The sequence below is a fragment of the Nonomuraea sp. NPDC050547 genome, assembly GCF_044457345.1.
Classification (GTDB): domain Bacteria; phylum Actinomycetota; class Actinomycetes; order Streptosporangiales; family Streptosporangiaceae; genus Nonomuraea.
Genome location: NZ_JBITGW010000005.1, coordinates 136,957 through 148,880, shown reverse-complemented (window position 1 = coordinate 148,880; position 11,924 = coordinate 136,957). Strand labels below are relative to the sequence as shown.

The 11,924-nt window shown below is 73.2% G+C and carries 12 protein-coding genes; 8 read left to right on the top strand and 4 right to left on the bottom strand.

Features of this window, described 5'->3' with window-relative positions; all coding sequences use genetic code 11:
• Positions 1-1,152, top strand: a complete 1,152-nt coding sequence (locus ACIBHY_RS14515; protein ID WP_397306885.1) for a cytochrome P450 — start codon at positions 1-3, stop codon at positions 1,150-1,152.
• Positions 1,149-1,337, top strand: coding sequence for a ferredoxin (locus ACIBHY_RS14510; protein ID WP_379640941.1), 189 nt, complete (start codon positions 1,149-1,151; stop codon positions 1,335-1,337). Before ACIBHY_RS14515 ends, ACIBHY_RS14510 begins: the two co-directional genes overlap by 4 nt.
• On the opposite strand, the gene ACIBHY_RS14505 is transcribed toward ACIBHY_RS14510, so the two are convergent.
• A complete protein-coding gene (locus ACIBHY_RS14505; RefSeq protein WP_397243249.1) occupies positions 1,256-1,912 on the bottom strand; it encodes a TetR/AcrR family transcriptional regulator in 657 nt (218 codons plus the stop codon). The two genes, ACIBHY_RS14510 and ACIBHY_RS14505, sit on opposite strands and share 82 nt — an antisense overlap.
• Positions 1,913-1,965: 53 nt before the next feature.
• Between ACIBHY_RS14505 and ACIBHY_RS14500 the strand changes: the two genes are divergently transcribed.
• The 6 genes from ACIBHY_RS14500 (at position 1,966) to ACIBHY_RS14475 (ending at position 8,290) form a co-directional block, all read left to right on the top strand.
• The gene (locus ACIBHY_RS14500) at positions 1,966-3,534 is read left to right on the top strand and encodes an ABC-F family ATP-binding cassette domain-containing protein (RefSeq protein WP_397243251.1); all 1,569 of its coding nucleotides are present in this window, start codon (positions 1,966-1,968) and stop codon (positions 3,532-3,534) included.
• 292 nt (positions 3,535-3,826) lie between these two features.
• Complete coding sequence (locus ACIBHY_RS14495) at positions 3,827-4,765, top strand: winged helix-turn-helix transcriptional regulator (RefSeq protein ID WP_397243253.1); 939 nt, start codon at positions 3,827-3,829, stop codon at positions 4,763-4,765.
• A 31-nt stretch (positions 4,766-4,796) separates the two neighbouring features.
• Positions 4,797-5,375: a hypothetical protein gene (locus ACIBHY_RS14490; protein ID WP_397243255.1), complete on the top strand. Its 579-nt coding sequence runs from the start codon at positions 4,797-4,799 to the stop codon at positions 5,373-5,375.
• Positions 5,376-5,549: 174 nt separating this feature from the next.
• Positions 5,550-6,935, top strand: a complete 1,386-nt coding sequence (locus ACIBHY_RS14485) for a PepSY-associated TM helix domain-containing protein (protein ID WP_397306884.1) — start codon at positions 5,550-5,552, stop codon at positions 6,933-6,935.
• Positions 6,936-6,948: 13 nt separating this feature from the next.
• Positions 6,949-7,500, top strand: coding sequence for an MFS transporter (locus tag ACIBHY_RS14480; protein WP_397243259.1), 552 nt, complete (start codon positions 6,949-6,951; stop codon positions 7,498-7,500).
• A gap of 79 nt (positions 7,501-7,579) precedes the next feature.
• Entirely contained in the window at positions 7,580-8,290 is a 711-nt protein-coding gene (locus ACIBHY_RS14475; RefSeq protein WP_397306883.1) for a copper resistance protein CopC, read from the top strand.
• 54 nt (positions 8,291-8,344) lie between these two features.
• On the opposite strand, the gene ACIBHY_RS14470 is transcribed toward ACIBHY_RS14475, so the two are convergent.
• Genes ACIBHY_RS14470 through ACIBHY_RS14460 form a run of 3 tightly spaced genes read right to left on the bottom strand, consistent with a single transcriptional unit; the run spans position 8,345 to position 11,915 of the window.
• On the bottom strand, positions 8,345-9,346 hold the full coding sequence (locus ACIBHY_RS14470) for an LLM class F420-dependent oxidoreductase (RefSeq protein ID WP_397306882.1): 1,002 nt from the start codon (positions 9,344-9,346) through the stop codon (positions 8,345-8,347).
• The gene (locus ACIBHY_RS14465; protein ID WP_397306881.1) at positions 9,343-10,479 is read right to left on the bottom strand and encodes an acetyl-CoA C-acyltransferase; all 1,137 of its coding nucleotides are present in this window, start codon (positions 10,477-10,479) and stop codon (positions 9,343-9,345) included. The genes ACIBHY_RS14470 and ACIBHY_RS14465 overlap by 4 nt, the downstream gene beginning before the upstream one ends.
• On the bottom strand, positions 10,476-11,915 hold the full coding sequence (locus ACIBHY_RS14460) for a carotenoid oxygenase family protein (protein ID WP_397243267.1): 1,440 nt from the start codon (positions 11,913-11,915) through the stop codon (positions 10,476-10,478). Before ACIBHY_RS14460 ends, ACIBHY_RS14465 begins: the two co-directional genes overlap by 4 nt.
• Positions 11,916-11,924 lie beyond the last annotated feature (9 nt).

Here is an 11,924-nt window from a genome sequence, read left to right as displayed (position 1 = left end):
ATGAGACAGATTCCGATGACGCGCTCCTGTCCTTTCAGCCCGCCGGACGGGGCCGCCGACGAGGCGTTCGGCAAGGTGCGGCTCGACACCGGCGACGAGGTCTGGTATGCCACCAGCCACGACCTGGTCCGCCGGCTGTTCGCCGACACCCGCTTCAGCTCCGAGGTGGAGGGCGGCCAGCAGGGCGTACCGTTGTACGAGGCCCCGCCGCCGCCGGGGATGTTCGTCCAAATGGACCCGCCCCGGCACACCCGGATACGCCGCATGCTCACCGGCCGCTTCACCCTGCAGCGCATGAACCGGCTGCGGCCCAGGATCGAGCAGATCATCGCCGACCAGCTCGACCACGTGGAGAAGCAGCCGCGGCCGGTGGACCTGGTCGAGCACTTCGCGCTGCCGGTGCCGACGCTGGTGATCTGCGAGCTGCTCGGCGTGCCGTACGCCGACCGCGAGAACTTCCAGATCGCCAGCGTCCGGCTGCTCGACACGAACCTCGACATCGAGACGGCCACGGCGGCGCTGGAGGACTTCGGGGTCTACCTCACCGAGCTCGTCGCGGCCAAGCGCGCCCGGCCGGGGGAGGGGCTGCTGGACGACCTGCTCGCCGGCACCGACCTGACCGACGAGGAGGTGGCGGGGGTCGCCGTGCTGCTGCTGATCGCCGGCCACGAGACCAGCGCCAGCGTGCTGGGCGTCGGCACGCTGCTGCTGCTCCAGCGGCCCGATCAGCTCGCGCTGCTGCGCGATGAGCCCGAGGTCGCCAAGACCGCGGCGGACGAGATGCTGCGCTACCTGTCGGTCGTCGACACCCTCATGTTCCGGCGGGCCTCGCGGGACCTCGAACTGGGCGGGGTGACGATCCCGGAGGGCGACTTCCTCACCGTCTCGCTGGCCGCGGCCAACCGGGACCCGTCCCTGTGCGAGAACCCCGACGTCCTGGACCTCGCCCGGCCGCGTACCCATCACCTGGCCTTCGGCTTCGGCCCGCACCAGTGCCTCGGGCAGAATCTCGCCAGGATGGAGCTGGAGATCGCCTTCCCCGCGTTGCTGCGCCGCCTGCCCGGGTTGCGGCTGGCCGTACCGCTGGAGGAGGTGCCGAAGCGCGTGGGGATGCTCGTGTACGGCGTGGACCGGCTGGAGGTGACGTGGTGATCGTCGTGGACAGGGAGCGGTGCGCCGCCGCCGGGCAGTGCGCGGCGTGGGCGCCCGAGGTCTTCGACCAGGATCCCGACGACGGCCGGATCGTCCTGCTCGCTCAGGCCGACGGCCCGCAGGTGCGGCGCGCGGTCTCCGGCTGCCCCACAGGGGCGATCACGCTCATGCCGTCGAGCAGGTAGCCGAGGCCGCGGGCGAAGGTGGCCGCCCAGTCGTGGGCCAGGCCGTGCGCGGCCAGCGTGGGATACGGGCGCAGGTGCTCGGTGAGGTCGGCGGCGCTGTCGTGGGCCTGGAGGGTGACCGAGCCGATCACGAACGTGGACAGGCTGTGCGCGGCCGCCCGCACGTCGGGCAGCCCGGCCTCCTCCAGCGTGCGGTAGAGGAAGTCGGTACGGCCGAGCGCGTTCGGCCCCATCATGGGCCGGTCGAGCAGCGTGATCGACCACGGGTGGCGCAGCATCGCCGCCCGCCAGGCCGAGCACAGCCCCTCGGCGCGCGCCCGCCAGTCACCCTCCGAGGGCGGCTTTGCCTCGCCGAACACCGCGTCGAGTGCCAGGTCGAGCACGTCGTCCTTGGTCTTCACGTGCCAGTACAGCGTGGTGGACCCGGTGCCGAGCCGCTCGGCCAGCCGCCGCATGGTCAGCCGGTCGATGCCCTCCTCGTCGAGCAGGGCGAGGGCCTCGGCCACGATCCGCTCGATGGTCAGCACCTGGCGGGCGGGCTTGCGGGGCCGCAGCCACACGTTCTCGTCGCTCACCCGGCCGATAATACGCTGTACGCCGACCGGATCGATGGTCTAGTAATAGAACAGTGAGCCATATCGAGGTCGACGACCTGACCTACGTGCTGCCCGACGGCCGCCTGCTGCTCAACGAGGTGTCGTTCAAGGTCGGCGAGGGCGCCAAGGCCGCCATGGCCGGCCCCAACGGCGCCGGGAAGACCACGCTGCTGCGCCTGATCGCCGGTGAGCTGCGGCCCACCGCCGGGCGGGTGCGCGCCGGCGGCGGGATCGGGGTGATGCGCCAGTTCCTCGACGCGGGAAGCGTCGGAGACCTGCTGCTGTCGGTTGCGCCCCCGCCGGTCCGCGCCGCCGTCGCGTCGGTACGGCGGACCGAGGCGGCCCTGGGCGACGACGAGACGAGCCAGCTCGCCTACGCCCAGGCGCTCAGCGACTACGCCGACGCCGGAGGCTACGAACTGGAGGTCGTCTGGGACGTGTGCACGACGGCCGCGTTCGGCCTGCCGTACCTGTCGGCGCGGGAGCGGGACGTGCGCACGCTGTCCGGCGGCGAGCAGAAGCGCCTGATGCTGCACGCCCTGCTGCGCGGCCCCGACGGCGTCCTGCTCCTGGACGAACCCGACAACTACCTCGACATGCCCGGCAAGCAGTGGCTGGAGGGCGAACTGCGCGCCTCCGCCAAGACCGTGCTGCTCGTCTCGCACGACCGCAGGCTGCTGGCCGAGGTCGCCGACCGGATCGTCACCGTCGAGGCGCGCGGCGTGTGGGTGCACGGCGGCGGCTACACCGGCTACCCCCAGGCCCGCCGCGACCGCGCCGCCCGCCTCGACGAGCGCCGCCGCCGCTGGGAGGACGAACGCGCCAGGCTCCGCGGCGCCGTCCACACGCTGCGCCAGCGCGCCACCCGCAACGACGCGCTGTCCGGGGCCTACCGGTCCGCCGTGACCAGGCTCGCCCGCTACGAGGAGGCGGGCCCGCCGGAGCGCCCGCCGAAGGAACAGAACATCCGCATGCGGCTGCGCGGCGGCCGCACCGGCAAACGCGCGCTCACCGTGCGCGAACTCGCCCTGCCCGGCCTCGTGCGCGCCTTCAGCACCGAGATCTGGTACGGCGAGCGGATCGGCGTCCTCGGCCTCAACGGGACCGGCAAGTCGCACTTCCTGCGGCTCCTGGCAGGGGAGCCGATCGCCCACACCGGGGCGTTCACGTTGGGCGCCCGGGTGCGGCCCGGGTGGTTCGCGCAGACCCACCTGCGTCCCGACCTGCACGGCCGCCCGATCGCCGAGCTGATCATGGCGACCTACGGCGTGGAGCGCAACGACGCGATGGCCGCGCTGGCCCGCTACGAGCTGGCTCCGGCGGGCGGCCAGCACTTCGAGACGCTCTCGGGCGGGCAGCAGGCGCGGCTGCAGATCCTGCTGCTGGAGCTGTCAGGGGCGACGTTGCTGCTGCTGGACGAGCCCACGGACAACCTCGACCTGGCCAGCGCGGAGGCGTTGCAGCGGGGGCTGTCGGCCTACGAGGGCACCGTGCTGGCCGTCACCCACGACCGCTGGTTCGCCGCCGACTTCGACCGCCACCTCACCTTCACCGCCACCGGCCACGTCCACGACTCCCCCAACCCCGACCCGGCCTTCTAACCCACACCCCCCACGCCCCGACACCCGCGATATCGCGTGACATCCTGCGCTGCCCGCGCTCCCACGGGCGTGTTCACGCGGTCGCGGCGCTTCCGAGCTCGGACCCCGACGCGCGCCCGGCCAGGCGGAGGGCACGGGGCCGGCACGCGAAGATCGGGCGGGACCGGCCGGGCGGGGTCACGTGGGGGTCGGTGAGGGGTGGGGGTGGGCTGGCATGCTGGGGAGGCGTGTAAACAGCGGTAGCGTCGAGCGGTGGTTCTGCCCGGCGAACAACGTGAAGCGGAGCGGGTGGATGGAAGCGGAGCGGCCCAGCGCGATCGGGCAGGCGCTGCTGGCGGTCAGCGACCAGTGGACGATGCTCATCCTGCAGCGCGCCTTCCTGCTGCGCCTGCGCCGCTTCGCCGACTGGCGCGATGAGCTCGGCATGTCGGAGTCGGTGCTGTCCAACCGGCTCAAGGAGATGGTCGCGGGCGACCTGCTCAGGCCGGTGCCCTACCGGGAGCAGGGGCGGACGCGGACCGAGTACCTGCTGACCGAGCGGGCCATCGAGCTGTGGCCGGTGCTGGTGGAGATCTGGTCGTGGGAACGGCGGTGGGTGCCCAGGCGGCACGGGCTGCCGGAGCTGGCGCATGATGTGTGCGGGAGCCGTACCGACGTCGAGCTGGGGTGTCTGGGGTGCGGGGCGGCGCCCGTCGGCGCGCGCGACACCGAGACGTCGCGGGGGGCGGCGACCTTCGCCCAGGTGACGGTGCCGCGGCATCATCGCAGGATCGTGCGTGCGGGGGAGGACGATCCGCTGTCGTATTTGCCGGAGACGTTCGAGCTGCTCGGGGATCGGTGGAGCACGGTGGTTCTGGCGGCCGCCTTTCTGGGGGTGCGGCGGTTCGCGGACTTCCAGGCCGAGCTGGGGGTGGCGCCGTCGGTGCTGTCCAGCCGGCTGCGGCGCTTCACCGAGCTCGGCGTGCTGGACGTGGAGGAGCCGGGGGCGCGGCCCCGCTACCGGCTGACCGGCAAGGGGCTCGGCTTCTTCGGGATCTTCGCGTTTCTGGTCGAGTGGGCGCAGAAGTGGTACGAGGGGCCGGCGGACACCGATCTGCGGTTCACCCATCGGGCCTGCGGGCGGTCGTTTCTGCCGTACCTGAGGTGCGGGTCGTGCGGGGTGGCGCTGAGCCGCACCGAGGTGCACTTCGTGATCCCCGAGCGGCGGCTGCCGCTGGCCGGGACCGCCTGAGGTTCGCGGCGGGCTGTGGCATCATGTGCGGGTGCATGTCGGCCGGCCCGTTCTGCGCGCTTTGCGCGCCACCGCGTTCGCGGTGGCCTGCGTGCTGGCCTCGCTCACCCTGCACATGCTGGCCGGAGGCGCACAGATACGGCCCGTCACCCTCGCGCTCGCGCTCGCGCTGACCTGGGCCGGGGCCTACCTGCTCGGCCGCCGGCAGCGCGGCAGGGAACTTCTGCTGGCCACGAGCTTCGCCGCCCAGTACGGCATGCACCACCTGTTCACCGCCGGTGCCGTGCCCGTGGCCGCCCCGGTGGCCGCTCATGGGCACGGCGACGGGCTCGGCAACGGCCTGGGCATGTTCCTCGTGCACGCCGTCGTCGCCCTGATCTCCGCCTGGTGGCTTGAGCGCGGCGAGTGCGCGCTGGCTCTGCTGGCACATCTGGCCGTCGCCTCCGTCGGCGGCCTGTGGGCCCGGCTGTTCGTCCTGCTGACCGCCACGCCGGAGACCGGCTCCGCCGGGCTGGCGCCGGTCGAGGACGAGGGCACGCTCGCCCCTCGTACGCCCTTCGTCACGATCGTCTCCCGGCGTGGACCGCCGCTCATTCTCTCCGTTCACTGAACCCGGGCATCCCCGCCCGGGCGCTCCCGGGCGTCTCCGCCTGGGCGTAAGGCCGTGCGCTCCGGCAGCCGCGGCCTCCGCGCGTGTCCTCCTCGATCAGGGCCGCGTCCGAACCCCCTGACCGGATCGCGCGTACCTCGCTGTGCGCGCCACCGGCCGAACGGAGAAACCACCATGAGCTCCTCCACCGACGTCATCGAACGGACCGAGAGCGTCGATCCACCCCCCGGGCGATCGGCGAGCTGGCCGGCGCTGCGCCCGCTCGTGCTGCGCCTTCACTTCTACGCCGGGCTCCTCATCGCCCCGTTCCTCCTGGTCGCGGCCACCACCGGCCTGCTGTACGCGGCGTCGTACCAGATCGAGAAGATCGTCTACGCGCACGAGCTGACCGCGCCGCCCGGGGGCCCGAGCCTGCCCCTGGAACGGCAGATCGCCGCCGCCCGCGCCGCGCACCCGCGGGCCCCGATCACCGCGGTACGGCCCGCCGCCGAGCCCGGCGAGACCACCCGCGTCCTGCTGGACGTGCCCGGCCTGCCGGACAGCACCCAGCTCGCCGTCTTCGTGGACCCGTCCACCGCCCAGGTACGCGGCTCGCTGGAGAGCTACGGCGGCTCCGGCGCGCTGCCGGTGCGCGCCTGGATCTCCCACCTCCACCGCAACCTGCACCTGGGCGAACCCGGCCGCATCTACAGCGAGCTGGCGGCCAGCTGGCTCTGGGTCGTCGCGCTCGGCGGCCTGCTTCTGTGGATCGGCCGCAAGCGGCGCAAGGGCACCCGCCTGCGCCGCCTGACCACGCCGGAGCGCGGCGTCACCGGCCGGCGGCGGATCCTCTCCTGGCACGGCTCGATCGGCCTGTGGGCGGTGGTGGGCCTGGTGTTCCTGTCGGCCACGGGCCTGACCTGGTCGAAGTACGCCGGTGACAACGTCGACCGGCTCCGCACCACGCTCGGCTGGACCACACCGTCCATCGCCACCGGTGGCGAGCACGGCGCCCACGCCCCCTCCGCCGCCGGCGGGCACCGGCATGGCGGCGGCGACGTCGGCCCCGACCGGGTCACGGCGGCCGCGGCGGGCCGGGGGCTGTCCGGGCCGCTGGAGATCGTCTGGCCGGCCAAGCCCGGCGAGCCGTACCTGGTCAAGGAGTCCGACAAGACCTGGCCGCAACGGCTGGACCAGGTGGCCGTCGACCCCGCCACCGGCCAGGTGCGCGCCGAACTGCGCTTCGCCGACTTCCCCCTGGCCGCCAAGCTCACCCGCTGGGGCATCGACGGGCACCAGGGACTGCTGTTCGGCCTGGCCAACCAGATCGTGCTGATGCTGCTCGCGGCGGGCGTCATCACCATGATCGTGCTCGGCTACCGGATGTGGTGGTCGCGCCGCCCGAAACTCGGCGGCTACCCGCGCGGCGGCTGGCGCGGCGTGCGCTGGGTGGTTCTGATCCCCTTTGCGCTGGTGGCCGTGGGTGTGGGGTACTTCCTGCCGCTCCTGGGCATCTCCCTGTGCGCGTTCCTGCTGCTCGACATCGTGCTCGGCCGGGTTCTCGCGGGCGGGCGCGGCTGACACCATGGCGGATGTGTCCCCTCGGGATCCGAGTCTGCGCCTGATCCGCGCCGCCGTCTTCGGCATGGCGTGCGTCGTGGTCTCCGCGGGAGGACACCTGCTGGCCGGAGGCGGCGCCATCGCGCCGTGGGCGCTCGCCCTCGGCGCCGCCGCCTCCCTGTCGCTCGCCCTGGTGCTCGGCGGGCGCGAACGGAGCCGCGAAGGCGTCCTGGCCGCCACCGCCGGGACGCAGATGCTGCTGCACCTGCTGTTCGCGCAGACGTCGGCGCACGTCGTCGTGCCCGATCACGGGCATCCGCGTCCCGGCATGGTGGTGGCCCACTTCACGGTCGCGCTGCTGACCGGGTGGTGGCTGTATCGCGGCGAGAGCGCCGTGTGGACCCTGCTGCGCCTGTGGTCCGCGCCGCCGCCGCGCCTGCCGCGGCTGCTGGCCGCCGCTCCGGTGCGGCTGCCTTCCGCGATGCGGCCGGCCGTACCGGAAGGTGAACCGGAGCCCCGCGGGCGGCGTGAGCTCGCCGCGGTGGTGCACCGGCGCGGACCCCCGGGGCCGCCGCGCGCCGGCTGACGTGCGCCGGCGCCACAGGCGTCCATCCGGTGTCCCCGGCCTTTCTGCGGGCCGGGTCGTTTCCATGGAGTTTCAGACGATGGCGAAGCTGCCGCGTTCCATCCTGACCGCGGTGATCTGCGGTCTTGTGCTGGTCTTTCTGCCCACCGCCGCTCTTGCCCACGACGCGCTCAAGTCGAGCTCGCCGGGCAAGAACGCCAAGGTGAAGTCGCTTGAGGAGATCGAGCTGGAGTTCACCGCCAAGATCCGCATGCCGGTCGTGGTACTGCGGGACAGCGGCGACAAGCTCGTTCCTTTGAGCAAGCCCGTCGCCGACGACAAGACCGTCACCACCGAGGTGCCCGAGGCGCTGGCCGCCGGGCGCTACGTGATCGGCTGGCGGGTGGTCTCCTCCGACGGCCATCCGATCCAGGGGGAGATCCCCTTCACCGTGACCGCCCCGCCCACCCCCACCTCCGACCCCACCGACACGGCCGGCCCCGCTGAGTCCACGGCTCCGGCGCCGCCGGCGGAGAGCGCTTCCGCACAGCCCGCCGACCCGGGGCAGGCGGCGGCCGCGACCCAGGAGGGCCAGGGGCTGCCGGGCTGGATCTGGGTGGTGGCCGCCGTGCTGGTGGTGCTGGGCGCGGGCATGTGGTTCGCGGGCTCCCGCCGCCGCACCGCACCCACCGGCCCGGTGTCCGGCAAGCCGGTCGAGGACGGTCCGGAACCCGGCAAGCCCACCGACGATGGGCCGGCGGCTGGAAAGGCGACCGAGGACGGTCCGGAGCCGGGTGGTCCGGCCAGCTGACGCCTTCACGATCCGGGACGTCCAGAGTCGCGACGGGTGAAGGCCGCGGGTGGTCTATGGGACTGGTCTGCGGGGGGCGAGGGTTTGGAGTGTGGTGGTGCCGGCGGGGTCGCGGTCGGTGCTGACCGGCACCAGCGCCACCTCGTCCACGCCCGCCTCCGCGTACGCCGCCAGGCGCGCGGCCACCGTGTCCGCGTCGCCGAGCAGGGCCACCGAGGCGACCAGTTCGTCCGGCACCGCGGCCAGCAGGTCGCGCGGGTGCGGGCCGGTGCGCGCGTAGGCGACCACGTCCGCGAACCCGGCCTCGGCGAACATCTCGCCGTAGCCGGGCGCGGGCAGGTAGCCGACGACGGCGCGGCGGATGCGGTCCACGGCCTCGCGGCCGGGGTCCACGGCCGCGCTCACCCAGGCGGCCACCGAGACCTCGGGGTTGAGGGCGCGTACCTGGGCGGCGAGGCGGCCGGCCGACGCCGGAGTGATCAGGTTGAGCACCATCCGGTCGGCGCGGGCTGCCGTGCGCACCGCCGACGGCCCGAACGCCGCCACCGTCAGCCGTGAGCGCGGCGCGGGCAGCCGCAGCCGGTAGCCGTTGCTGGCCACCGACCCGCCGGTGAACGCCGACCGTTCACCGTCCAGCATCGGCCGCAGAGCCTCGACCGACTCCCGCAGCGCGGCGGCCGAGCGGGCGCGGGAACGTCCGTGCCAGCCCTCGACGACGAGCGGGCTCGAGGTGCCCAGGGCGACGTCCACATGCCTGCCGGTGAGCGCGGCCACGGAGGCGGCGCCCATGGCGATCGTCATCGGGTCCCGTACGGTCACCGAAAGCGGCCCGACCGTCAGCCCGATCCGCCCGGTGGCCAGCCCGATCGCCGTGGCCAGCGCGAACGCGTCATAGGTGGCCATCTCTCCGACCCACAGCGACGGGTACCCGAGGGCGTCGGCCGCCCGCGCGGTCGCCAGCGCCTCCTCAGCCGGCCGATCCTGCCACAACCCGAGCGAGACGCTGAGCCGCAACCCGGGCACGCCGCCGGACCCCAAGGGAGCGTCGTGGCTCATACTCGCTCCAGCAACACGGCCGACCCCGACCCGGCGGCCCCGCTCACCGCGGCCACCCCGTACCGCGCGCCCCTCCGGTGCAGTTCGGCGACGCAGGCGGCCACCAGCAGCGACCCGGTGGCGCCGAAAGCGTGGCCCATGGCGATGGTGCCGCCGTTGACGTTGAAGCGGTCGTCGCCGACCTTGAGGTCGCGCTGGAACTTCAGGCACAACGCCGCGAACGCCTCGGCGAACTCGAAGACCTCCACGTCGTCGGCGCTCAGCCCCGCCTGCGCCAGCACCTTCTCGACCGCCGCCTGCCCGGCCGTGAGCATCGTGACGGGGTCGCCGGTCGCCGTGGCGCTCCCGGTCACCCTGGCCAGCGGCTCCAGGTCCAGGCCGGTTCCGAGGAGCACCAGCCCGGCGGCGTCGCACAGGCTGGGCGAGGTGCCCCGGGTGTGGAGGTGGCGGATCCGGCCCAGTTCGGGCAGGTGGGCGAGGGCGACGGCGTCCTGGCCGGGGGAGCCGGCGAAGGCGGGTTCGAGCGCGGACAGGGCGGCCTGGGTGAGGCCGGGCCGTACGTGCTCGTCGTGGCCGAGGTCGTTCACCGGGACCAGGAATCGGTCGTAGCGGCCGCCCGCCCACGCCTCGGCGGCCAGGGTCTGGGTACGCAGGCCGTACCGGTCGAGTTCCTCGCGCGAGAAGCCCTCCAAGGTGGCGACCACGTCGGCCGCGACGCCCATGTGCAGGGACCCGACCGGCAGCGACCACAGCGGCCCGCGGTCGGAGAACATCGGCACGCGCGAGACGGACTCGACCCCGCCCGCGACGACGACCCGCGCGCTTCCCGAGGCGACGAGGGCGGCGGCGGTGCGCACGGCGTCGATGCCGGAGGTGCAGTACCGGTTGAGCGTCATGCCGGGTGTGTCGAAACCGGTGGTCAGGGCGGCGGTGCGGGCGAGGTTGCCGCCCTGTTCGGCGTTCTGGGTCGCGCAGCCGACGATCAGGTCGTCGGCCCGCGTGACCCCGGTACGCCCGCCGAGCGCGCCCAGCAGCCCTTCGAGCATGGCCAGCGGCGTGACCTCGGCCAGTCCGCCGCCGGGGCGGGCCTTGCCGCGCGGGGTCCTGACGCAGTCGTAGACGTAGACGGTCATCGCAGCTGGTCCGCCCGCACCCAGGTGGCGTGGAAGCCGAGCGGCACCCGTCGCGGCAGCAGGACACGGGCGAGAGGCCCCTCGGAGATCCGCGAGGCGGCCAGGATCCGCACCTCGGAGCGGCCTTCGCGCTCGTCGGTGACGAAGGTGACCAGGTAGCCGTCGTCCTCGCCGGTCGAGCCGTCGCGCGGGGCGAAGGGGGCCTCGCTGCCGTAGACGCCGGGGCCGTAGGTGTGGGTCTCCTTGGCGCCGGTGAGGTTGTCGTAGCGGACCAGGCCGTCGAACAGGTTGGTCGCGGCGTCGGCGACCGAGACGTTGTAGGCGTAGCGGCTCGGCAGGCCGGTGGCGCGCGCGTCGATCGAGGGGAACTCGGTGTTGTGGTCGGCGTCCACGTACTGCTCGGAGGTGGCGCCGGTGCGCAGGTCGAAGCGGTAGCGGTACATGCGCGCGTCGAGCTTCAGATAGGCGATCATCCGCGACAGCGCGGAGCCGTTCCCGGACGGCGCGGGCCGCGAGACCCGGCAGACGTCCATGACGATCTCCCCGCCTTCCTCCCAGGCGTTGACGACGTGGTAGATGTAGCAGGGTTTCGCCTCGAACCACCGGATCTCATGCGCCTGCCCCCGGCGCGGGATCACCCCGAAGCGCGAAGGCAGCTCACGGTTGAAGGTGAGCTTGTAGCGGCCCTGCCGCGCGGCGTCGGGGTCCTGGTAGAGCGGCAGATCCATGAGGATCGCGTGGTTCTGGGTGATGGCCATGTCGTGCGGCAGCCGCGCCCCCGGCAGGTCCAGCTCCACACAGTGCTCGACCTGCCCCGACGCGCCCACCACTCCATAGCGCAGGTACGGCGGCCGCGGCCCGTAGTCGAACCAGAACAGCTCCCCGGTCCGCTCGTCCACCTTGGGATGCGCCATGAAGTCGCCGTTGAGCGTGTCGAGGAAGGTGTCGGCCCCCAGCGTCTCCAGCGACAGCGGATCCACGCCGTACGGCGAGCCGCACAGATACCAGGAGGCCAGCACCCGCCCCCGGTGGAAGATCACATCGGTGTTGGCCGTGTCCTTGAACGGCAGCCCGCGCGCGTTCCCGAACGGGTTGCCCTTCGGGTTCTCCATCACGCCGGTCCAGAGCGCCTGCCCCGCGGCGGACTCCGCCTCGAAGGCGCGGGTGCGGATCCAGCGGTTGCGGTAGCGGGCGCGGCCGTTCTCGAAATGGACGGCGTGCACCATGCCGTCCCCGTCGAACCAGTGGTAGCGGCCCTTCATCGGGAAGCGGGCGTTGGGCCCGTTGCGCAGGTAGACGCCGTTGAGGTCGGCGGGGATCCGCCCGATCACCGTCAGGTCGCCGGTGGTGAGCTCTTCCTGGACCGGCGCGTACAGGCCCAGCAGGTACGGGTTCCGCTCGCCCGACTCGTCCATGATCACGACAGTTTCGGCCATACTTGGAAG

Coding starts and splice junctions, on each gene's coding strand:
- ACIBHY_RS14515 (WP_397306885.1), top strand. CDS start 1: ATGAGACAGATTCCGATGACGCGCTCCTGTCCTTTCAGCCCGCCGGAC.
- ACIBHY_RS14495 (WP_397243253.1), top strand. CDS start 3,827: ATGGAAGCGGAGCGGCCCAGCGCGATCGGGCAGGCGCTGCTGGCGGTC.
- ACIBHY_RS14485 (WP_397306884.1), top strand. CDS start 5,550: ATGAGCTCCTCCACCGACGTCATCGAACGGACCGAGAGCGTCGATCCA.
- ACIBHY_RS14475 (WP_397306883.1), top strand. CDS start 7,580: ATGGCGAAGCTGCCGCGTTCCATCCTGACCGCGGTGATCTGCGGTCTT.
- ACIBHY_RS14470 (WP_397306882.1), bottom strand. CDS start 9,346: ATGAGCCACGACGCTCCCTTGGGGTCCGGCGGCGTGCCCGGGTTGCGG.
- ACIBHY_RS14465 (WP_397306881.1), bottom strand. CDS start 10,479: ATGACCGTCTACGTCTACGACTGCGTCAGGACCCCGCGCGGCAAGGCC.
- ACIBHY_RS14460 (WP_397243267.1), bottom strand. CDS start 11,915: ATGGCCGAAACTGTCGTGATCATGGACGAGTCGGGCGAGCGGAACCCG.